Annotated in this window: 14 protein-coding genes; 7 read left to right on the plus strand and 7 right to left on the minus strand. The window is 67.7% G+C overall.

Features of this window, described 5'->3' with window-relative positions; translation table 11 throughout:
* Window positions 1-285: 285 nt before the first annotated feature.
* Window positions 286-3,186: an excinuclease ABC subunit UvrA gene (gene uvrA / locus G4D83_RS30350; protein WP_163868349.1), complete on the minus strand. Its 2,901-nt coding sequence runs from the start codon at window positions 3,184-3,186 to the stop codon at window positions 286-288.
* 178 nt (window positions 3,187-3,364) lie between these two features.
* Here uvrA and G4D83_RS30355 point away from each other — a divergent pair, with 178 nt between their 5' ends.
* From G4D83_RS30355 to G4D83_RS30365, 3 genes are all read left to right on the plus strand, one after another.
* Window positions 3,365-4,270, plus strand: coding sequence for a DMT family transporter (locus G4D83_RS30355; protein WP_163868350.1), 906 nt, complete (start codon window positions 3,365-3,367; stop codon window positions 4,268-4,270).
* 261 nt (window positions 4,271-4,531) lie between these two features.
* Window positions 4,532-7,477 carry a choice-of-anchor D domain-containing protein gene (locus G4D83_RS30360; RefSeq protein ID WP_163868351.1) on the plus strand — a complete coding sequence of 982 codons (2,946 nt, stop codon included), beginning with the start codon at window positions 4,532-4,534 and terminating at the stop codon, window positions 7,475-7,477.
* 252 nt (window positions 7,478-7,729) lie between these two features.
* Window positions 7,730-8,647 carry a metallophosphoesterase family protein gene (locus tag G4D83_RS30365; RefSeq protein WP_163868499.1) on the plus strand — a complete coding sequence of 306 codons (918 nt, stop codon included), beginning with the start codon at window positions 7,730-7,732 and terminating at the stop codon, window positions 8,645-8,647.
* Window positions 8,648-8,653: 6 nt separating this feature from the next.
* Here G4D83_RS30365 and G4D83_RS30370 read toward each other — a convergent pair whose 3' ends face one another.
* The gene (locus tag G4D83_RS30370; RefSeq protein ID WP_163868352.1) at window positions 8,654-9,886 is read right to left on the minus strand and encodes a dienelactone hydrolase family protein; all 1,233 of its coding nucleotides are present in this window, start codon (window positions 9,884-9,886) and stop codon (window positions 8,654-8,656) included.
* A gap of 44 nt (window positions 9,887-9,930) precedes the next feature.
* Window positions 9,931-10,848: a phosphatase PAP2 family protein gene (locus G4D83_RS30375; protein ID WP_163868353.1), complete on the minus strand. Its 918-nt coding sequence runs from the start codon at window positions 10,846-10,848 to the stop codon at window positions 9,931-9,933.
* 122 nt (window positions 10,849-10,970) lie between these two features.
* On the opposite strand from G4D83_RS30375, the gene G4D83_RS30380 reads away from it, so the two are divergent.
* Genes G4D83_RS30380 through G4D83_RS30390 form a run of 3 tightly spaced genes read left to right on the plus strand, consistent with a single transcriptional unit; the run spans window position 10,971 to window position 15,538 of the window.
* Complete coding sequence (locus G4D83_RS30380) at window positions 10,971-13,277, plus strand: thioredoxin domain-containing protein (RefSeq protein ID WP_163868354.1); 2,307 nt, start codon at window positions 10,971-10,973, stop codon at window positions 13,275-13,277.
* 3 nt (window positions 13,278-13,280) lie between these two features.
* The gene (locus G4D83_RS30385; RefSeq protein ID WP_163868355.1) at window positions 13,281-14,582 is read left to right on the plus strand and encodes an FHA domain-containing protein; all 1,302 of its coding nucleotides are present in this window, start codon (window positions 13,281-13,283) and stop codon (window positions 14,580-14,582) included.
* A 53-nt stretch (window positions 14,583-14,635) separates the two neighbouring features.
* Window positions 14,636-15,538: a GNAT family N-acetyltransferase gene (locus G4D83_RS30390; protein WP_240356758.1), complete on the plus strand. Its 903-nt coding sequence runs from the start codon at window positions 14,636-14,638 to the stop codon at window positions 15,536-15,538.
* Between the two features lie 7 nt (window positions 15,539-15,545).
* On the opposite strand, the gene G4D83_RS30395 is transcribed toward G4D83_RS30390, so the two are convergent.
* The 4 genes from G4D83_RS30395 to G4D83_RS30410 all read right to left on the minus strand — a co-directional run bounded on the left by G4D83_RS30395 (window position 15,546) and on the right by G4D83_RS30410 (window position 20,499).
* Complete coding sequence (locus tag G4D83_RS30395; protein ID WP_205522748.1) at window positions 15,546-16,229, minus strand: immunity 49 family protein; 684 nt, start codon at window positions 16,227-16,229, stop codon at window positions 15,546-15,548.
* 95 nt (window positions 16,230-16,324) lie between these two features.
* Complete coding sequence (locus G4D83_RS30400; RefSeq protein ID WP_338041951.1) at window positions 16,325-17,032, minus strand: imm11 family protein; 708 nt, start codon at window positions 17,030-17,032, stop codon at window positions 16,325-16,327.
* Entirely contained in the window at window positions 16,939-20,019 is a 3,081-nt protein-coding gene (locus tag G4D83_RS30405; RefSeq protein ID WP_163868358.1) for a TIGR02270 family protein, read from the minus strand. The genes G4D83_RS30400 and G4D83_RS30405 overlap by 94 nt, the downstream gene beginning before the upstream one ends.
* A 9-nt stretch (window positions 20,020-20,028) precedes the next feature.
* Window positions 20,029-20,499: a DUF4150 domain-containing protein gene (locus G4D83_RS30410; protein ID WP_163868359.1), complete on the minus strand. Its 471-nt coding sequence runs from the start codon at window positions 20,497-20,499 to the stop codon at window positions 20,029-20,031.
* A 225-nt stretch (window positions 20,500-20,724) separates the two neighbouring features.
* On the opposite strand from G4D83_RS30410, the gene G4D83_RS30415 reads away from it, so the two are divergent.
* On the plus strand, window positions 20,725-21,483 hold the full coding sequence (locus tag G4D83_RS30415; protein ID WP_163868360.1) for a hypothetical protein: 759 nt from the start codon (window positions 20,725-20,727) through the stop codon (window positions 21,481-21,483).
* Window positions 21,484-21,491 lie beyond the last annotated feature (8 nt).

Consider the following 21,491-nt stretch of genomic DNA (forward strand, 5'->3'; position numbering starts at 1 on the left):
CACCCGGTGCGGGCTCCCAGCCTGCTCGCCACCGCGCAACCGCACCGGAAATCTCTTGTCTGCCCAACGCCGCGTTCCGGTGGCGGTGCGTGTTTATTGATACACCTTAAGCGGCCTGTGCTGGTTTGACAGGAATTGATGGGGGCCTAGAATGAGACACACGGTTGAAACTGATTTCGCGTCTCAGACCCCTCCTGTGAAGGCTTCCTCCAAGGTGGACGGGGGGTTGGGGTGAATGAAGGCACCCCAGCCCCCCGCTCCATGTTTCGGAAAAGCGGTTGGAGGTCAGCCCAGTGCGCCGTGCTTCAAGGGCGTGGAGCCATCCACGCGCTTGCCGACGCGCGCGCGGCGTGACTTGCCCAGCACGTGCGCCAGGTAGCGGCCGGTGTGGCTTCCCTGAACTTTGGCGACGCTCTCCGGCGTGCCCACGGCGAGCACCTGTCCTCCGCCCGCGCCACCCTCGGGCCCCATGTCGATGAGCCAGTCCGCGCTCTTGATGACATCCAGGTTGTGCTCGATGACGAGCACGCTGTTGCCTGCCTCCACCAGTCGGTTGAGCACGGAGAGCAGCTTGCGGATGTCCTCGAAGTGCAGGCCGGTGGTGGGCTCGTCGAGGATGTAGAGCGTGCGGCCGGTGGCCACGCGCGCCAGCTCCCGGGCCAGCTTGATTCGCTGGGCCTCGCCGCCTGACAGGGTGGGGGAGGGCTGTCCCAGGCGGATGTAGCCCAGGCCCACGTCACCCAGCGTCTGAAGCACGCGCTTGATGTCCTTGTGGGCGGAGAAGTGCTCCATGGCCTCGCGCACGCTCATGTCGAGCGTCTCCGCGATGTTCTTCCCCTTGTAGCGCACGCGCAGCGTCGCCTCGTTGAAGCGCTTGCCGGCGCAGACCTCGCAGGGCACGTACACGTCCGCCAGGAAGTGCATCTCCACCAGCTTGACGCCGTCGCCCTCGCACGACTCGCAGCGGCCGCCCTTGACGTTGAAGCTGAAGCGGCCCGGGCCGTAGCCGAACGTGCGCGCCTCCGGCGTCATCGCGAACACGTCGCGGATGGCGTCGAACAGCTTGGTGTACGTGGCGGGGTTGCTGCGCGGGGTGCGGCCGATGGGCCGCTGGTCGATGTCGATGACCTTGTCCAGGTGCTCGAAGCCCAGCACGGCCTTGTGCTTCCCGGGGGACTCGCGGCTGTCGTAGAGATGCTTGGCCAGCGCGGGGTAGAGAATCTCGTTGATGAGCGTGGACTTGCCGGCGCCCGACACGCCGGTGACGGCGGTGAAGACGCCCAGCGGAATCACCGCGTCCACGTCGCGCAGGTTGTTCTCCTTCGCCCCCTGAATCACCAGCTGGTGTTTGGGATTGAGTGCGCGGCGCTGCTCGGGGATTTCAATCTCCAGCCGTCCGGACAGGTAGCCGCCCGTGGTGCTGTTCTCGTCCGCCATCACCTGCTTGGGCGTGCCCTGGGACACCACTTCGCCCCCCAGCTCACCGGCGCCCGGGCCGAAGTCCACCAGCCAGTCCGCCTCCTCCATCGTCTCCTCGTCGTGCTCCACGACGATGACGGAGTTGCCCAAATCGCGCAGGCGCTTGAGCGTCGTCAACAGCTTGCCGTTGTCGCGCTGGTGCAGGCCGATGGAGGGCTCATCCAGGATGTAGATGACGCCCGTCAGCTCGCTGCCCATCTGCGACGCCAGCCGGATGCGCTGGCTCTCACCGCCGGACAGCGTGGACGCGGTGCGGTCCAACATGAGGTAGCCCAGGCCCACGTCGACCAGGAAGGACAGGCGGCTGCGAATCTCCTTCAAGAGCTCCGTGGCGATCTTCCGCTCCTGCGCCGTCAACCCCAGCTCGCCCAGGAACCCGAGCGCGTCGGAGATGGTCAGCCGGCTCAGGGCGACAATCGAGTGCCCGTGCACCTTCACCGCGCGGCTCTCCGGCTTGAGGCGTTCGCCCGCGCAGGTGGGGCAGGGCTTGTTGCTGAAGTACTTCTGCAGCTCGGTGCGCCGGGCCTCGGACGTCGTGGTCTTGAAGTTGCGCATCAAGCGCTCGACCAGGCCCTCCCACTCCATCTTGTACTGGCCGCCCTCGCCCCACTCGACGGTGAAGCTCTTTCCCTTGCCGCCGTACATCAGCGTGTCGCGCTCGCGCTTGGACAGCTTCGCGAAGGGCACGTCCAAATCAATCTTGAACGCCTTGGCCAGGCTCTCCACGAAGTCCGCCGTCCAGCCCTCGCCGCGATTCATGCCGCTGGCCCAGGGCTCAATGGCGCCGTCGCGGACGCTGCGAGACGGGTCCGGGACGATGAGGTCCGGGTCCATCTCCGGCCGCGTGCCCAGGCCGTTGCAGTCCGTGCACATGCCCAGCGGGTTGTTGAAGGAGAACGACGCGGGCGTCAAATCGCCGAAGGAGATGCCGCAGGCGGGGCACGCGTTCAATTCGCTCATCACCCGGTCCGACGTGGACGCGCCCGTCTCGTCGGTGATGATGAGGGTGCCCTTGCCCTCGCGCAGCGCCGTCTCCACCGAGTCGGTGAGGCGCGTCTTGATGTCCGCCTTGAGCACCAGCCGGTCGATGACCAGCTCGATGTCGTGCTTGGACTTCTTGTCCAGCTCGACGCGCTCCTCCAGACTCTTGAGCTTCCCGTCGATGCGCGCGCGGGAGAAGCCGCGCTTCTGCGCCTCGGTGAGCAAATCCTTGTGCTCGCCCTTGCGGTTCGTCACGAGCGGCGCCAGCACCTGCACCTTGCTGCCCGCGGGCATCTTCAGGATTTCGTCGACAATCTGCTGGGCGCTCTGCTTGCCCACCTTGCGCCCGCAGTTGGGGCAGTGCTGCACGCCGATGGAGGCGTAGAGCACGCGCAGGTAGTCGTGCACCTCGGTGACGGTGCCCACCGTCGAGCGCGGGTTGTTGCTGGCCGCCTTCTGCTCGATGGAGATGGTGGGCGACAGGCCCCGGATGGTGTCGTACTTGGGCTTCTCCATCTGCCCGAGGAACTGGCGGGCATAGGCGGAGAGGCTCTCGACATAGCGCCGCTGACCTTCCGCGTAGAGCGTGTCGAAGGCGAGCGAGCTCTTGCCGGACCCCGAGACTCCCGTGAAGACGACCAGCTTCTTCTTTGGGATATCCAGGGAGACGTTCTTGAGGTTGTGCTCCTTGGCGCCTCTCAGGGAAATGACGTCGGGCTCGGACATGATGGGCGGGCGATCTACCACTGAATGGGTGTTCCGGTAGTGGGAAAACTCGTCACGGTGGGTGGATGGTCCTCAACGCGCGGCGTTGCGCCCACACTCCCACTCGGGGCCGGACTCCGAGCGGGCGGCCCCAGGGCACTGGAGGACGGGCGGGGAATCCGATAGACGGGCGCCCTCCATGACACCCCGCTGGGTTCTCCCCGTGCGTTATCGCGGCGCGCCGCTGCTCGTCTTCTCGAGCGTGCTGTTCGCGGTGATGGCGCTGTGCACCCGCCTGCTCTCCGGCCGTCTGTCGCCAGGGCAGGTGGCGTCCGGCCGCTTCCTCATCGGCCTGCTCTTCCTCGCCGTCTACTACCCGGTGCTGGGGCGCAGGCCGCGCTTCGGTCGCCTGCCGCTGTGGGCGCTGCGAGGCATCTTCGGTGGCGCGGCCGTCTATCTGTACTTCGTCGCCATCGACCGGATGACGGTGGGCCCCGCGGTGCTGCTCAACGCGTGCTGGCCCATCTACGCGGCCATCATTGGATGGGCCTTCTTGAAGGAGCGGGTGACGGGGGCGCTGCTCGCGGGGCTGGTGCTCACCACGGTGGGCGCGGGGCTCGTCATGTGGAGCACCATGGAGGGCGGCGTGTCGCTGTCGCTGGGGTTGGGCGCGTGGGCGGGCATGGGCTCGGCGGTGCTGGGCGGCGCGGCCGTCGTCGTGGTGCGCGCGCTTCGCCACGAGACGGATGCGGCAACCGTCTTCCTCTCCTTCTGTCTCTTCGGCCTCTTGTTCAGCCTTCCCTTCGCGCTGCACGACTGGAGGCCGCTCGGCTGGGATGTCGCGCTTCCTCTGCTGGGCGTGGGTTTGACCTCCGTGGTGGCGCAGATGACCTTCACGTATGCGTTCGGCTACGTCACCGCGGTAGCCGGCGGGGTCGCCACGCAGCTCACGCCCGTCTTCTCGTGGGTGCTGGGCGCGGTGCTGTTGGGCGAGGCCGTCTCGCCGCTGGCCGTGACGGGTGCCCTGGTGTGCATGGTGGGTGTGCTCTGGGGCACGGGAATGCTGGAGCGCTGGCGCTCGACGCCGGCCCGCACCGCGCCGTGAGCCTCGGGCAGGGCACCGGTTTCTCCTGATTGCTACCCGCCGTTCCTGAAGGAATTTCAGTCCCACCCCGCAAGTGGGAAATGTCGTTCCCACGGTGGAGAAACGCGTTTCCCAGGCAGGCCCAAGGCTTGCCACGTTGGCCGGTGGACTTCGTCGCCCCTTCGTAACCGGGCACTCGGGTTGCAGAGCGCCCCCTCCGCCGGAATCGCGCGGTACGAGATCGCGCGGGGCCGGGCTCGGGGAAGTCGTGGGGAGGCTGGTATGCGACGTGTGTTTTGGGTGGCGTGGGTGGCGGCGGCGTTGGTCCTGGGGATGGGCTGTGAGCGCCCGTCGTCGCAGCGCGCGAAGAGCGCCTTCCTGGTGCGTCCCGAGACCATCGACTTCGGCGCCTCGGCGTTGGGGCGGACGAAGAGCTTCAAGCTGAAGCTGACCAACGGTGGCCGCGCGGCGTACCGCGTGGAAGGCGCCCTCTCCAGCATTCCCAATGTGTCGGTGCCGCCGTTCGAGGCCTTCACCCTGGGCGCGGGCGCGGAGCGCGAAATCGAGGTGCACTTCAAGCCCGACGTCGAGGGCACGGTGCAGGGCTCGCTGGAGCTCATCACCGACGCGGACTCGCGGGGCGAGGTGCCGGTGTCCGGGCGGGGCGTGAAGGCCTTCCTGGAGGTGCCCGAAACGGAGCTGGACTTCGGCAACGTGTCCATGGGCTTCGTGGAGATGCGGCAGGTGACGGTGCGCAACACCTCGGACGTGGACACGCCGCTGGGGGTGTCCGTCCAGGGCGCGGACGCGGACCAGTTCACCGCGGAGCGCGGCGAGCCGGAGATGCTGGCCCCGGGTGAGCAGCGCGTGTTGTCGGTGGCCTTCGCGCCCCGGCGGCTGGGCTCGGCGACGGCCGACCTGCGCGTCGTGGTGTGCGACGGGTGCGAGCCGGCCGTGGTGCCGCTCAAGGGGACGGGCGTGGCCTCCAAGCTGGAGGTGACGCCGCTGCGACTGGACTTCGGGCGCGTGGCGTTGGGTGCCAGCGCGGAGCAGTCCATCACCGTGCGCAACCAGGGCACGGAGCCGCTGCGCTGGTCTGGCGTCGAGCTTCAGGCGAACCCCGGTGGTGTCTACCGCGTGGTGAGCGAGCCGGTGCTGAGCGGCGGCATGCTGGCGCCGAGCGCCAGCGTGGAGATTCGAGTGGCCTTCACGCCCGTGGTGCTGGGGCGCGCGGGTGAGGGCCGGGTGGAAGTGGGTGTTCGGGAGCAGGGCTCCACCGCGCCGGGCCCCAAGGTGTCGCTGACGGGCGAGGGTGGCACGTCGTGCGTGGCGGTGCTGCCGCGCAAGGTGGACTTCGGCGTGGTGGCGGAAGGGATGACGGCGACGCGCTCGGTGGAGGTCATCAACCGCTGCCGTGACAGCGTGCTCGTCAACAACCTGCGGCTGGACACGGCGCAGGGCGGCTACTTCACCCTGGCGCAGGCGCCGGCCAGCGTGACGGTGCCGTCCGGCCAGTCGGCCTTCGTGGGCGTGACGTTCAGCCCTCGCGTGGGCTCGGCGGGAGTCAGTGAAGGCCAGCTCGCCGTCACGGTGCGGGCGGGGAGCATGACGTCCACGGAGGCGGTGTCGCTGAAGGGCGAGGGGCGCGCCTTCAAGCCGTGCCAGTACGCGCTGCCGACGCAGCTTCGCTTCGGCAAGGTGCCGGTGGGCGCGGAGGTGTCGCTCGGCGTGTCGCTGCGCAACACCGGCACGGAGGCGTGCTACCTGGCGTCGATGCAACTGGTGGCGGGCTCGGACCCGTCCTTCGTGGCCACGGCGGTGCCCAACGGAGTGCTGCTGCCCAACCAGAAGGCCACGCTCGTGGTGCGCTTCAAGCCGGAGGCGGAGGGCGCCTTCGAGGGCCTCGCGGAGGCGTGGGTGAACCACCCGTCGCTGGGACACCCGCTGGTGACGCTCGTGGGTGAAGGAGTGAAGGGCTGCTTCGCGGTGCAGCCCACCACGGTGGACTTCGGCATCACCAAGCTGTCGTGTGGCCCGCGCTCGAGGGAGCTCGTGGCCATCAACGAGTGCATCGGTCCCGTGAAGGTCGCGGGCATGGAGCTGGAGCAGACGGGCAGCGAGTTCGGGGTGACGCCGGCCAACTCCTTCCCGGCGACGATTGCGCCGGGCGCTCGGGTGAAGCTGACGGCGCGCTACACGCCGATTGACGACGGGGATGACGCGGCGGCGGTGCGCTTCCGGCTGGAGGATGGCGGTGAGTACACGGCGGGCCTGGTGGGCCGGGGCGTGACGAAGGCGGAGCAGACGGACCGCTTCTTCCAGGAGTCGAAGGCGAAGGTGGACGTGCTCTTCGTGGTGGATAACTCCGGCTCGATGATGGAGGAGCAGCAGAGCCTGGGTCAGAACTTCGCGGCCTTCCTGAGCGCGGCGAGCGCGGCGGCGGTGGACTACCGCATCGGCGTCACCACGACGGGCCTGGACTCGTCCCCGGGCGGCTGGTCCGAGTGCCCGGGCGGCGCGCAGGGTGGAGAGAACGGGCGCCTGTTCCCGGTGGACGGCTCGCGGGCCCGCATCATCACCCCCGACACGCCGGACGCGGCGGGGGTCTTCGCCGCCAACACGCAGGTGGGCGTGTGTCACTGGAACGAGCAGGGCCTGGACGCGGCGCACCGCGCCCTGTCTGACCCGCTGCTCTACAACCAGGACGACAGCCGCACCCCGCTGCCGAACGATGGCAACGGTGGCTTCCTGCGCGAGGAGGCGAAGCTGGCCATCATCTTCCTCTCGGACGAGGAGGACTTCAGCTCGCAGCCGGTGTCCTTCTACGAGACGTACTTCCTGGCGCTGAAGGGCAACGACAAGTCCAAGCTCAGCATCAACGCGATTGTCGGCCCCATGGACCTGGCCACCTGCCCGACGTCGAGCAGCTCCGGCAGCCGCTACATCCAACTGGCGAACGCGACGGGCGGCGTGGTGGAGAGCATCTGCACGCCGAACTGGGCCTCGTCGCTGGAGAAGCTGTCGAACAGCGCCTTCGGTCCCAACCGCAACTTCCCGCTGTCGGAGAATCCCGCCGACTCCACGCGCATCATCGTCGAGGTGGACGGCGTGCAGGTGACGTCCGGCTGGCACTACGACGCTCGCACCAACACCATCATCTTCGACCGTGACGCGGCGCCCGCGCCGGGCTCGCTGGTGGAGGTGACGTACCCGCTGGGCTGCAACTAACGGTTGCTCGCGAGTCGGTGACGGCGCCGCGCTTCACCTTCGGGTGGGGCGCGGCGTTTCGCGTTCCCGGGTGCCTGTCCGACTCATCGCGCGGCGAGGGAGGTGCGGACCGGGTCGATGATGTCTGTGATTAAGCCCGAGGCCGGAGGCCGGGCCCCGCCCTCCGAAGTGTGGGTTTTCAGTCAGCGTTCGGTCCCCTGGGGCACGGATGACTCGACAGGGTGGATGAGCGGGTGCACCCTTTCGGGCGCGATGCCGGAGACCCTCTTGGTTGCTGCCCTGGGTGACGTCCACGGTCGCTTCCACCGCGTGGAGACGTGGATGGACGCGCTGGAGGAGTCGCGTGGGCGGCGCGTGGGAATGGTGCTGGCGGTGGGCGACGTGGAGGCGTTCCGCCGCGCGGATGACCATCGCCGCAAGGCGGCCAAGCGGACCATGCCCGCGGAGTTCGCCGAGTACGCCGACGGCCTCCGCCGCGTGAAGCGACCGCTGTACTTCATCGGCGGCAACAACGAGGACTTCGAGGCGCTGCACGACTTCCTGGACGGAGGCGAGCTGGCGCCGGGCGTCTCCTATCTGGGGCGCGCCGGCGTGCGGGAGCTGTGCGGGCTCCGCGTGGCCTACCTCTCCGGCATCCACGCGCCGCGCTTCATCGACCAGCCCCTGAAGCGCCCCATCACCCAGGATTTGATGAAGCAGGCGGGGTACTTCCGCACGGCGGAGGTGGACCGGGTGATGTCGCTGCGGGACGTGGACTTGATGCTCGTCCACGAGTGGCCCCGAGGCATCGTCCAGCGTGCCCGGGAGGAGAACCCCTCGCCGCCCAGGCCCCTGCCTTCGTATTGGATTGGGAACGCGGTGACGCGGCGCCTGGTGGACACGGTGCAGCCGAAGTGGCTGCTGTGTGGCCACTCGCACAAGTCTTTCGCGGTGACGCTGGAGGGCGTCGGGCGGCCGGCGACGCGCATCGCCTGTCTGGACCAGGCCACCCGCTCTGAAGAGTCGGTCTTCTGGCTGGAGTACGAGGGCACCACCGTCCAGCGCGTGGGGTGGGGCACCTCCGGCCACGTCGCTTGGGAAGCAGGTCAGCGCTGGGACATGTCGGCACTGCCGCCCCTCCCCGTGGAGAGCGAGTCCAACGGCGATGACGCTCCGGCCGGAGTGATGTAGCGCCCCTCAGGGCTGTCCCACGGCCCAGTGCGTGAGCGACCACTGCGCGTCCGGCGTCGCGAGCGCGCTCGGCGGAGGTGGTGGCGCTCCGGGGATGATGGGCCTGCGTCGCACGTTCGCATCGAGGAACCCACGGGTGGCGCTCGCCATCGTGGCCCAGCCCCGGGCGATGTCCTCGGAGGACCCCACGGGTGCGAGGCCGGGGGCCAGCAGCGAGGCCGCGCCCACGCTGGTGAAGTCCAGGTGACGCATCCCCGTGATTCGAAGCCGCCACCGCTCCGCGCCACGCAGTGACTCCAGCAACCCGAAGTCGGGCACCATCGCCGCATCCCCTTCCTGGTACACGTGGAGCAGCGGGACGCGGTAGCTGTCCGCGCGGAAGTCCGGCAGGCCCGTCAGCCAGTCCTTGCCCGCCTGATTCGCGAGGCCTCCGTCCAGGCTCACCAGGGCGGCGGACTCGGGATGCGCGAGCACGAAGAGGAACGCGGCGCGAGCCCCCAGGCTGTGTCCCACCACCGCCACGCGCGACGCATCGATGCGGCTGTCCGACTGGAGGAAGCGCAGCACGCGCTCGAGCGAGTGCGCCTGGGTCCGCGCGGTGGCGAGCACGTCCAGGTCCGGCCCCGGAGGCGCGCGACGTGTCGTCGAAGGCGTGGTCGCCACGACGTAGCCATGGCTCGCCAGGTACTCGGCCAGCACGGCCTGATGATGGGCGGACTGGTCGCGCCCCTGGGCCATCAGCACCAGTGGGAATCGGCCCGGCGCGGGTGGCGCATCGGGCACGGCGGCCATGGGGGAGTCGAGCCAGGCGCTGGTGCTCTCCTCGGGAACGCCATGGTCGATGAGGCCTTGCTCGTACTGCGTCACCGCGTCGTTCGCGAGCCGCGCGTCGCCCGTGGCCTCGGGATGTTTCTCGGTGCTGCTGAGCCCCACATAGTCCCTGTAGTGCACGCGGAGCGTCGGGTCTCCGCCGCGCGCGGGATACCAGAGGGTGAGCTGGAGCGCGGACGCGTCCGCCGTGTCCGGAGGGATGGGTCGCACGCGCAGCCCCACGTTCCACGGTCCCACTTCGAGCGTGCCCCACAGGGGCGGCGTCACCGCCACCGGCTCTGGAGGGACCAGCAGATAGGTGGGCGCGAACTGTCGCGCGGACTGACAGCCCGTCACGAGCAGCAGCGCGGCGAGTCCTCCGAGCCACGCGAGGCGAGCTGCTCGCGCGAGGGGCCTTGTGGCGCGCATGAGAGGCGACGCCGCGAGGGGCCTTCCCCCCTGGGCGACGGGGCTCAGAAGATGCCCGAGATGCCAGCCATGCGCGCGCCGGCGACGGGCATCAACCGGGCGGCGGACGAAGGTCTGCGAGAGGCGTCGGTGCCCACGGTGCCAGTGCGCCCGTGCAGCAGGAGGGGGACCGCCACGCCGAAGGCCGCGCCCAGCACGGCCCCGGTGGCCACATCGGTGAGGTAGTGCTTGTCCGCGCCCATGCGCAGCAGGCCCACGGAGGTCGCCAGCGGCAGCCCCACCGCCCAGATCCACGCCTGATTCTCGTAGCCGCGCAGCGCGGCCACCGTGCCCGCGGACACCACCAGCGCGAAGGCGAGGTTGGTGTGTCCGCTATAGAACGACAGGTTGTTGTCGCTCGGCTGTTCGGTGAGGCCCTTCTGGTCTTCCGGCAGCACGTGGACGAAGGGGCGCTCGCGCCCGACGAGGAACTTCACCGTCTGGTTGGCCAGCGTCGACAGCATGGCGCTCTCCAGGATGATGGTCGCGTCCTGGGCGAAGAACCGGTCCGGGCTGTCCGAGGCGCGTCCCATCGCGAACTGGAGGCCCATCACCCCGACAGGCAGGACGCCGAAGCCCAGGATGTTGCTCCACGTCCCCGCCCGGTGCCGCGAGGCCTCCGTGTTCCCAGCGAGCCCCCGGCCCCAACGGTCCACGCGGTTGAGGGTGTCCGTCCCATCCGGTGCCCGGTCGCACCAGCGGCACGTCGCCGGCGCCAGGTCGCTCTTGAAGAAGGCCTCGCTCGAAATCCAGAGCACCGCGGCCGAGCCGGTGATGACGCCATCTCGAGCCCAGTCGAACCGCAGCTCATTCAGACGGGGCGCATCCTCGGCGGCCTGGGCCAGGGCGTGCGTCGAGGGGGCGAGCGCGAGGAGGACCGCCAGCGCGAGACTGGAAAAGGACGGGTGCACGGTTCGCAGCATAAGGGGCTTCGTCTCGTTTTCGAAGAACCGGATGAGTGCGTGGGAGGGTCAGCCGCTGCTGGCGCAAGGCGATGGGTTTGACTACAAGCAGCCGACTTCCATTCGCAATCCGAGGCACCATCGTGAGTGAGCACCCCGTCGATTTGACGGCCGAGACCTTCGAGCAGACGACTGGCAAGCCGGGTCTGGTCCTGGTGGACTTCTGGGCGGAGTGGTGCGGCCCCTGCCGCGCCTTCGCCCCCACCTACGCGGCCACCTCGGCGAAGCATCCGGACGTCGTGTTCGGCAAGGTCGACACCGAAGCGGAGCAGGAGCTGTCGGGCCGGTTCGAGATTCAGTCGATTCCCACGCTCATGGCGTTCAAGGACGGCGCCGTGGTCCACCGCTCGAGCGGCGCGATGTCGCCGGCGCGGCTGGACATGCTGGTCAAGTCGCTGAAGACGCTGGACGCCGCCGTGGCCCGTCAGGCCGAGGAGAACAAGAAGCTCACCGAGCAGGGCATCGTCCCTCCGGGCGTCCATCCCAACGCGGAATGGGATGACGGCGACAGCGAGTGGGTCCACGGAGGCAAGGACGCCAAGGGTCGCAACCACGGGCCCTATCGGTACTGGCGCGCGGACGGCACGCTCTGCAACGAGTGCACCCTCGAGCACGGCAAGCCGCACGGTCCCTTCAAGCGCTTCCACGAGAGCGGCGAGGTGTCCCAGGACGGCGAGTTCGTGAAGGGGGAGCTGCACGGCCCTCGCACGTGGTTCGCCTCGGACAAGTTCACCACCGAGCGCATGCATGAGAACGGCGTCTCGGAGAAGGTTCGCAAGACGGTCATGACGTATGACCACGGCCGCGTCGTCGGAGTGAAGCACTTCGACGGCGAGGACCGCCGCGTGGTGCCGTCGACGGGAGAGTTGTACCCGGACCGTCCCGCTGGGGTTCCGGTGGAGGCCGAGCTGCGCGAGGACCTGAATCAGTGGTCCCACGTGCACCTGAACGCCGCGGGCGAGCGCCACGGGCTGGCGCGGTTCTGGACGCCTGACGGTGAGCTGCTCTGGGAGGGTGAGTTCGTCGATGGCAATCGCCATGGCGTCTACCGCTCGCTGGCGAAGGACGAGTACCTGGACCCCCGGGTGATGTTCGACGAGGGGCGGTTCGAGGGCGACGACGCCTGTGGCACCTGGACGCTGTTCGACAAGGACCGTCAGGTGGTGCTGACGCGCGACCTGGGCGTCGCCCAGGGCGAAGAGGAGATGAAGGCGTCGCCGGTCTTCTCGAATCTGCCCCGGTCGGCCGAGGCGTGGCACGAGTACGCGGGCACGTGCATCGCGGCGCGCAAGTACCGCGAGGCCCTCCTGGCGCTGGCCCGCGCGGCCTCGAGCGACCAGCAGGTGGGGCCGCTGAAGGAGTGGGTGGCGCGCGTGGCGCTGCCGCGCACGCCGGAGAACGCTCAGGCGACGGCGGGTCAGGTGCTGGAGAAGGCCGCGGACTCGTGGGCGCCCATGTCGGAGACGCTGATCCACGGTGGCGACGTGGGCATGTTGCTGCGTGGGTACGCGGTGCTGTTGGACCAGACCGACCGGCCTCGGGCGGCGCTGGACTTCGTCAACGCGGCGCTGTTGTTCGACCCGACGCAGACGGCGTTCCTGTTCACGCGCGGCCTCATCCTGTTGAACATGGGGATGGACGAGCATGCGCTGCTGGACGCCGACGGGCTGGCGAAGGCGGAGCCTCGCACGGCGGACTTCCTGCGGGCCTATGCGCGCTGCCTCTTCCCCCGGTTCGATTTCTGGCCGGCGAACGAGACGCCGCACTCGACGTACAACGACCTGCCGGAGAAGCCCGCGCAGCAGCTCAAGGCCATCCAGCGCGTCGTCCAGAAGTATGCGACGCGACTGCAGCAGGTCCGCACGGAGCTGCTCAAGCGGTTCAAGCCGGGCGCGTCCATGCCCTGGATGCCGCCGGAGGTGTCCGCGCTGCTGCCGGATGGGCCCGTGGAGCTGGCGGAGGATGAAGTGGAGATTGGCGAGGACTCGGTCTCCGTGGACGAGACGCTCGCCGTGGCGACGCTGGGCCTGCCGGACCTGGTGCGCACGGCTCGCGCGGACTGGGCCGCGCTGACGTGGCTGTTGTGGGCGTGCGGTGAGACGCAGCTCGCGATGCCCCGGAAGTTGTCGCCGCCGAAGGACTTCGGACATGCGGCGGGCATGGCCAGTCAGCGACTGTGGCGCGCGAGGGATCGCCGCGTGACGGGCGGCCGGGGCGCGCAGGCTTCGGGCGCCGCCAGCTTCAAGTTCGAAGGCATCGACATCGATGAGGTCCACCCCAACCTGGTGGGCATCGTCGAGCAGCAATATGGCGAGGTGCAGGCGATGTTCTACTGGATGGCTGACAGCGACAATGTGTCTCCCTGGCAGGACAACCTGAGGGGGAGCTGAGTCATGAACAGGACTCCTCGAAAGGTCGAAATCGCGGATCCGCTCTGGACCGCGCTGGAGACGATGAGTCGGGAGATGGGCGTGGACCGCGACGTCCTCGTCAGCCAGGCTGTGTTCTCGCTCGCGCGTCAGTTCGGGTTCATCCAGCCGACGCAGATCAGCCTCACTGATGCGGTGGCTGTCGCCGCGCCCGCGCCAGTGGCTCGGCCGGCGCCTGTCGTCGCCCCCGTGCCGGCGGTGCCAGTACCGGTCGAGACGAAGCCCGCATCCAGCGAGGGCACGCCTCCGAGCGTCGAGGTCGCCGAACGCGTCCGGGAGATTGTCCGCGACGTCGAGCAGAAGGTGGAGCCGGGGAAGGCGCCCGCGGCCGTCCAGATGGCGGATGCGGAGGAGGATGAGTCCAAGACCGGGGAGCATGAAGGAGCCCCGGTGGTGGATGAGGCCTCTGCCAGTGACGCGGCGCCCGAGGAGTCGAAGGCCGCTGTCGTCGCGGAGGCGCCGGTCGATGTGGAGGCGCTGCGAGCCGCTGTCGCCGAGCGTGTCCGGGACCTCGTGCGTGACGCGGACCAATGGGTCGAACCCGTGGACGCGAAGCCGGAGGCCGACTCGGACGAGGAGGATTCGGACGAGGACGCGGGTGATGAGGACGAGGACTCGGATTCCGACGACTCGGATGACGCGGACTCCGACGACGAGAACTCGGACGACGCGGAGGATTCGGACGGAGACTCCGACGACGCGGATGAGGAGGATTCGGGCGGGGACTCCGCCGACTCGGATGAGAAGGACGCGGAGGATTCGGGCGCGGACTCCGAGGATGAGTCGTCGGCCGACTCCGATGACGATGCGTCGGGCGACGACGAGGAGGACGAGGATACCGGCGAGGTCGCCGCGGTGGCCCCTGCTCCTCCTGCGTTGGCGGACGAGGATTCCTCCGAGCTGGTGACCCAGGCGAAGGACGAGCGGAAGTCCGGTTCCGGCGTCAGGCCGGACAAGACCATCATCGTCCAGGCGCCGCCCGAGCTGAAGGTGACCGTCAAGCTCGACGAGGGAGAGCCCGTGCTCGTCGCGCGCGAGCGGTTCATCATCGGCCGTGGGCCGAGCGCGGACTTGATGGTCAAGTCCGCCAGGGTGTCCAGAGAGCACGCGGCGATTCTGCGTGACGGTGACGACGTCTTCATCGAGGACCTCAAGTCCTCGAACGGCACGTGGTTTGACAACACCCGCATCAGCCGTCGGCAGGTGGCGGATGGTGAGGAGTATCTGTTGGGTGGCATCCGCATCACCTTCTCGCTGACCACCTGAGCGGCGAGCAGGGCCCTCCGCCTCCACGGTCCTTCGGGACGGTGGAGGCGGTCGTGGGCTTCAGCGAGGCAGTGACATCAGGCGTCATCGCCGTGGCGCGGAATGGACCGCGCCTCCTGGAGTTCGAGCGACATCGCATGGACCTCATTCCCGCCGCGGAGTTTTCGTTCCTGGCCTTGTCCTCGTTGTTCGCCCGTTCGTTCGAGGGCTACTTCGTCCCGATACCCGACGCACCGCTGGCGTTCGATGCGCGGGTGCGGAGTGAGCACATCTCGCTCATGGAGAGTCGGGTCGCCCGAGTGGATGGCGAACTCGCGGGGCTGGTGTTGATGGCGAGGCGAGGGCAGGTCAGTCGCGTCGCGGGCATGGGCATCATTCCCAGCCGACGCGGGCGGGGCCTGGGCGGGGCGATGTTGAGGCCGTTGATGGAGGCGGCGCGGGCGCGAGGGGATTCGCGGATGGTGCTGGAGGTCATCGAGCAGAATGCGCCCGCGGTGAAGCTCTACGAGAAGCTGGGCTTCCGTCGCGTGAGGAGGCTCGTCGGGTTCGTGGGGCGGCCGACACCTGAGGCGGGGGCACTGGAAGAGGTGGCCTTGGGTGAGTGCGCCAGGCTGCTGCCGGACGGGTTGCCGTGGCAGCTCGAGGCGGCGACGGTGCAGGGGTTGTCGTCTCCGGTGAAGGCGTTCAGGTTGGGGCCGGCCTGCGCGGTGGTGGCGGATGTGTCCGCGCCGGCGCTGGGACTGAGGTCGCTCGTGGTGGAGCCCGAGTCACGAGGTCAGGGGGCGGGACGGAGGTTGCTGCGCGCCCTGGCCGCCGCGCACCCAGGGAAAACGGTGTCGGTGGGGGCCATCGTTCCGGAGGGACTGTGCGAGCGTTTCTTCCTCGGGGCGGGCTTCACGCATCCCGCGCTGTCGCAGTTGGAGCTGGTGCTCGACTTCTCCACAGACGCGAGGTGAGTGCGCCTCAGAGTTCGCGCCAGGCGTGCTCTGGGAGCGGCTTGAAGCTCGACAGGAGCGCGAGTCGCGGGATGAGGACGTCGTGCTCCCGGCCTGGCAATCCCCGCGATTCCGCGAGCCGAAGGAGCGCGAGTCCGTTGATGTAGACCTTGCCCTCCGTGGCGTACAACTCGCGGTCGAAGTTGAGTTGCTTCCGGTACTCGCGCATGAGGGTCTGGCGTGCATCGAGCATCTGCGTGAACGCGGCCTGAAATCGGGAGGACTCGTTCTCCATCAGCGATGCGCACACCTGGAAGAAGGGCGAAGGGCTGTCTGCTTCGAGCTGCCGCCAGCGCGTCAGAATCGGGCGGAGTCCTGCTTCTTCGGATGTGGGGTGGACCATCCTGTGAAGGCAGTGAAAAAAGATGAAGTCCTCTTCGTCCTCCCAGCCAGGGGTAGGGGTGTTTGGGGACAGCGCGGCGATGCGCCGGGCTGTTGGCAGGTCGCCCGCCGCGAGCGAGGCGAGGAATCCCACATCGTTGCTGGCGGCCATGGCCCTGGGGCTGACCTGCAATCCGGTGGTCGCGCGCTCCAGGAGATGCAGTCGGGCCTGCCCTGCCTTGCACAACAGCTCCCCGAATCGATTCGAATCGGCCTCGCGTAACAACGCGCAGAGGGCGAGGACGCGATAGGCCACGGAGATGGACGCCAACGTGGCTCCGGTTTCCTTGCCCTGTGTTGTCGTGGCGAGGGCACGTCGGAGCTGAAACAGGGCGTTGGTCTGCGCCAGCTCGAGCGGGTCGTGCCTCATTGGATGTCGACCTTGACGCCCATGCCGTGGAACACGGCGCCCGTCATCCCGGCGCGCTCGAAATGCTCTCGCAAGTCCTCGCGCATGAGGATGAGCTTGGGCATGGCCCCGAGTCGGAAGAGGTTGGTGGAAGGGTCCACCGCATCATCCCGAAGATAGAGGCGCCGGATGCGCCCGAACTCGCGTTCTCCCTCGAGGCTGGTCCTCCGGGCGCCGAAGCTCCGGTCGATATCCGCCCAATCCCGAGCCCCCAGGACGTTGACGATATGGAGGTCGTCGGCCACGACGCGGCCCTTGGTGTTGAGCAGGGAGAAGGGGAGGTACTCGATGTCCGCGGTGGCGTGCTGGGAGAGCAACTCCTTCATCCGCTTCGACACCATGAAGTAGCCCAGGGCGTTGGGCACCACATCGGCGATGAGATTCCCTTTCACCTCGGGGGCCATCTGGAATCGCAAGCCGGCCGGATACTCCGAACCCATGGCGATGCCTCTGCGTGGTCGATGAAACTGGAGCAGTGCTTTGGGATACTTCCAGATCTGGCAGAAGGCCTCATTCGTACTTTCGTCTTGGAGGATGAACCACTTCATGTCGGTCTCGCTCGTGGAAGATGTCACCGTTTGAAAGCAGCAGGCAGATCGTTGATGTGCGCTCCGAGATGTGTCCGGCCATATCTGACAATGAGCCAGTATTCCTTTTGTTGCCATTTCTCGAGTTCGGCCTTCGTCTCGGTGGCTATTTTCGCCTTGGTGGCTCGACAGCCCTGGCTCTTGATGGCGGCAAACAGGTCCTTGAAGTCATTGAGCTTGGCTGTGCACCGCTTGGCGTACTGGGTATCCTTCCCGTGGCGGCCTTGATGCACCGGCAACCCAAGCACTTCGGCGATGGCTTTGATGCAGGGCAGGATGATGATGTTCTTTCTGGAGTTCAGATTGTATTTGATCTCGTCCTGGAGAATGACGAGCTCATCGTGGTCCAGGCATTCGAAGACGGTCTCGGCGGGAAGGATGTGGTGGTACTCGTTGAAGAACGGACGGATGGCCTGTTTGTAGTTCTGACCCTCGAAGTCCCATGCGCCCTTTTTGTCCGTGGGGTTCACGGGCTGGTGCTCATCCCGCTTTCCGCTCTTGGGCATTCGCCCCTCCGCCACCTGGAGTTCGAATGTGAGCCCCTTCAAGCGCTCCGCGGCGGTTCGGAAGGTCCCAGGCCCCACCTTCCAGGCGCCCTTCCTGGGGTCGCTGGTATCCAGTTCGTAGAGGTTTCTCTTGACGCTGAGTCCCTTGGTTTCGTCATAGCCATTGGCCTTGAAGGCGCAGGCCGGGTATTGCTTGCTGGGTTTGTGGTCATTCTTGTGCTTGTAGAGACAGCCCGTGGAAGAGTCCTTGAATGTGGCTGCGGGGTACCACTCGCGGGAGTGATTCAGGACCTTGTTGGCACGGAGTTGTACGAGCGCGTGTCCCCAATCGTTGGCGCGGTAGGCATCGCCATTGAGCGTCGCGATGACGAGCCGAGGAGCTTCACCATGGTCCGGCAATGGCTCCAGCGTATCGCGGATGCACTTCGCCAGACTCCGTCCCAGGCTGGGAGTTCGTGACAGGCGGTGAAAGGGTTCGGCATGCCCTTGGAGAGAGTCGAGGATGGCCAGAATCCTGGCTCCGCGACGAAGAGCGACCTCTGCTCGTTCCAGGAGGATGAAGCCCGCGGCTTCTCCTGGAAGGAAGCCCACCGGATTGTCCGGTCCCTTCAGCAGCCCGAGCGCATCGAGCGCCTCTGCGTGCCGTGCTTCCACCAGACTGTCGACCCCTCCGACGATGCAGCTGTCCACCGCTCCCGACTCGAGCTGGCGTGCGGCAAGCTGGAGCCCTTGTACGAATCCAGCCTCCCCGAAGAAGAGCGCCTGTTCCCGAAGAGGAGCCGGAAGAGGAGTGGTCGCGAAGATTCTCTGAAGCAGACCGTGCTGGAGTTGTTCTCGGCGTGAGGTGTGTCGTGAGGGAAGCTCTTCCCGTTCCTCGAACCGCTGCCAGTAGAAGTCACTGGGCGCCGCGAGAAACAGCGCGCAGCGAGACTTCGCGTGAAGTCCCGTGTGCGGAAGAAGATCGAGCAAGGCTTGCGAGGCCAGTGCGGTCAGGCGCGCGAGGCCGGAGAACCCCTCGGTGACCCAGGGGATGGCATGCCCTCTGGCGGGCTCGAGTTCATGGTGCTCCGAGTCCCAGAGCTGGACGTCCTCCAGGGCGCTGATGCGGACGACGCCCGCCCGACTGGCCGCGCAACTGGCCACGACGCCATCCCCAATCGGCGACACCATTCCCAGCGCGGTGATACCGAGCTTTCCGGTGAGCCGTCGAGTCGGCGTGTGGGCCTCCGGGACGCGTCGCGGCGTGGGCATCTCGAGCGCGGGGCGTGCGGTGTCGCTGAGCTCCTTGATCGGGCGATTCAGGTTCAGCCTTTTGTCGAGTGCTTGCGCATCCCGAAGCGCCGAGCGCTGTCTGTCGGAGAAGGCCCGAGAGGGGACCTGAATCCGGCCTCGGCTTCGCAAGTGAATTTCCTGGGCGAGGACATGACATCTCCGCATGGGCACCAAGGGATAGGACTCGAAGATCCCGGCGGGAGTCAGCGGTAACCCCAGGAGGTAGCGAGTGTTCTTCTGGAATCGCGAGCGGTGGGTCTCCCACCAATGACGAACAGCCTCGGGGACTGCGAAAGGAAGCTCGTCTTCAGGACTGCTCACCTCGACTTCGCTGTCGTCGAGTTCCCGCCCGGGAGTTGGGGACAGGAAATGCTGCTCGAGCCGGAGTCCGGTGATGGCGCAGAAGGACTCCGCCGCCCGACTCCCGAGTGTCTCGTGCGGGAGCAGCTCCAGGCATTTCTCGGCCGCTTCCATGCGACCGCTGAAACCCAGCGCCCACAAGCACGACGGTCCAATGTCCGGGGACGTGGCGCGCTCCAGCAGGAAGCGCAGGTCCGAATCGTCACCTCCGAGTCCCATCAGGAGTCGCGGCAACGCACCTTGCCCCTGGGTAGAGGCGGCGAGCCTCCGACAGTGTGCCCAGGCAGCGTCGACGCCAAGTATGAGCGCGGTGACAAGAGCGTTGTCCCGCAGGAGTCCATTGTCCCCAGCCAGGGCCTCATTCACGGCCCTGGATTCAATGGGCCCCTTCGTGAAGCGCGCGGCTTTCAGGGCGGCGCAACGCACCTCGGGCGAGGAATGGACCAGGAGTGACTTCAACAGCGGCCCAGGCTCGGCTTGCCAGGCTACGAGGACCTCCATCGCGGCGGCCTGGAGTCGCGGTTCGCGCGACTCGAGCAAGGCGTGAAGGCGAGGAACGCAGATTGGAAGGGGACGCAGCTCGAGCGCCCGTTGGAAGCACGCCCGCTCTTCATTCTCCGCGTGTTCGAAGTGCTCCAGGACGCAGTGCCTGTCGCTCTCGGCGCCCGTGGCCAACAGCACCAGGGCGGAGGCGGTGCGCGTCTCCGCGTCCTCTTGTTCGAGTGCGGGGTGGAGCAGCCTTCTTGCGACTTCGGGTCCACCCAGCACGAGGGCGTCGAGGTGCGCGAGCAGGCGACGCTCGATTCCTTCCGCCACTTCCTCCAGGGTGAACCTGGGCGAGTGAAGCGTCCGCTCCCACTGGGTGAACAGGAAGCCCGCCTCGTGGAGATGGTCCTCGAATACTTCCCATTGGAGCCTGGAAGGCATGGGAGGCCATCACTCGTCGACGGGATTCTGGCAGCACAGACACCTGGGCTCTTCCTCGGTGCCTCCCCGGGCAACGACGGGTGGCTGGATGAGCGGCACGGGTGGCGTGTTCTTGTCGTTGTGCAGCATCAGGTCGAAGGCGCGCGCGACATTCTGGCCCTCCACCTTCACGTCGAAGGAGAAGTTGATGAACTCGGCCTTCCCCTTCGTCTTGCCGGACGCCACGCCCCCGCCAGCCGTGCCCGCCTCGTCGCCGGTGCTCGTGCTGAAGTGCGAGTCCTTCAAGCACATGGGGTTGCCTTCGACAATGACTTGCTTGCTTCCCTTCCCGGTGTCTCGGGACTCCGCGACATTGGGATAGGGAATGGGAATCGGCCCGCCGGGACTCGGCGTCTTGCAGAGGTCTGGCATGGCGACGCTGACGCCGTCGCTGTCCTTGGTCACGACAGACATCTTGTTGACGCCCACGGTGGTGGTCATTGCGTCCTCCCTTGCGGCGTCCCCCCGTGAGGCGCGCGGCGCATTGGAGGCGTCAGGGTAGGTCGGTGCGGGGAGGTCCAGCGCGGGGCGAGGCGGGTCTTCGTCGGCTACCGAACGACCCTCGCTCCCCACGCGCTGTTTCGAACGTCGTTCGAGTCGGGGTGACGATGCGAGGGAGTCCTGGTAGGTCCCCGTGCGCCTTCAACCGCAAGGAAGCCCCACGTCATGCAGCAGTCGCTCGATCATCAGCCTGATTTCACACCGCGGGACTGGGAGCGCGCTTGGACGACAGCGCTCTCCCGGCTCAACGAGTCCCAGCGGGAGATGCTCGCGGCGACTTCGCTGCTCCCCACTCCCGCGGAGTTCGCGAACGTCGCCGGCGAGGGCCCCGCGCAGTGGAAGGCCGAAGGGGGCAATCCCACCCTGCAGGCGGTGTGGGCGCTCGCCCTGAGAGAGCTCCATCCGGCGGAGCTGCCCACGCTGACGCTCGACGAGGAACAGGCCTGGAACGAACCCCGGGTCATCGCCGCGAACGTCGTCCTCACGGGCCCGGTGCGGTGGCGTGCACCGCTCGTGTTCCTGGGGAGCGTCCAGTCCACGCGGCCCCTCTACGATTGTGGTCCCGACTCGTCTGTCACCATCGTCGGACGCGTCACCGCTCCGGGACTCGTCACCTCGGGCGACATGCAGTTGCTGGGCGACGTGGACATTCCCCTCATCGAGGGGCAGGGCAACGACAACATGCTCATCGTGCTGGGCGACGTGAGCGCACGGGTCATCCACGAAGCGGACCACGCCTGCTGCTGGGCGGGGAGCGTCGTGGCCCAGTCGCATGCGTCCCTGGGCGACCTCCCCAAGGAGCAGCGCCGGAAGCTTGAGGAAGCCATCCTCCCCGAGTTCCTGGCGGAGAGTCGGCCGCGCCTGGCCCCCGCGATGGAGGCCCTGGCCTCGGGTCAGGACGTCTTCCGGGTACGTCCCGAGTGACGCGCACT

The organism is Myxococcus eversor, from assembly GCF_010894455.1.
Lineage (GTDB): Bacteria > Myxococcota > Myxococcia > Myxococcales > Myxococcaceae > Myxococcus > Myxococcus eversor.

What these genes read in the sequence shown, in the direction of transcription:
- uvrA (WP_163868349.1), bottom strand. Translation starts at nt 3,186, where the DNA reads ATGTCCGAGCCCGACGTCATTTCCCTGAGAGGCGCCAAGGAGCACAAC.
- G4D83_RS30355 (WP_163868350.1), top strand. Translation starts at nt 3,365, where the DNA reads ATGACACCCCGCTGGGTTCTCCCCGTGCGTTATCGCGGCGCGCCGCTG.
- G4D83_RS30360 (WP_163868351.1), top strand. Translation starts at nt 4,532, where the DNA reads ATGCGACGTGTGTTTTGGGTGGCGTGGGTGGCGGCGGCGTTGGTCCTG.
- G4D83_RS30365 (WP_163868499.1), top strand. Translation starts at nt 7,730, where the DNA reads ATGCCGGAGACCCTCTTGGTTGCTGCCCTGGGTGACGTCCACGGTCGC.
- G4D83_RS30370 (WP_163868352.1), bottom strand. Translation starts at nt 9,886, where the DNA reads ATGCGCGCCACAAGGCCCCTCGCGCGAGCAGCTCGCCTCGCGTGGCTC.
- G4D83_RS30375 (WP_163868353.1), bottom strand. Translation starts at nt 10,848, where the DNA reads ATGCTGCGAACCGTGCACCCGTCCTTTTCCAGTCTCGCGCTGGCGGTC.
- G4D83_RS30385 (WP_163868355.1), top strand. Translation starts at nt 13,281, where the DNA reads ATGAACAGGACTCCTCGAAAGGTCGAAATCGCGGATCCGCTCTGGACC.
- G4D83_RS30400 (WP_338041951.1), bottom strand. Translation starts at nt 17,032, where the DNA reads ATGGCAACAAAAGGAATACTGGCTCATTGTCAGATATGGCCGGACACA.
- G4D83_RS30405 (WP_163868358.1), bottom strand. Translation starts at nt 20,019, where the DNA reads ATGCCTTCCAGGCTCCAATGGGAAGTATTCGAGGACCATCTCCACGAG.
- G4D83_RS30410 (WP_163868359.1), bottom strand. Translation starts at nt 20,499, where the DNA reads ATGACCACCACCGTGGGCGTCAACAAGATGTCTGTCGTGACCAAGGAC.
- G4D83_RS30415 (WP_163868360.1), top strand. Translation starts at nt 20,725, where the DNA reads ATGCAGCAGTCGCTCGATCATCAGCCTGATTTCACACCGCGGGACTGG.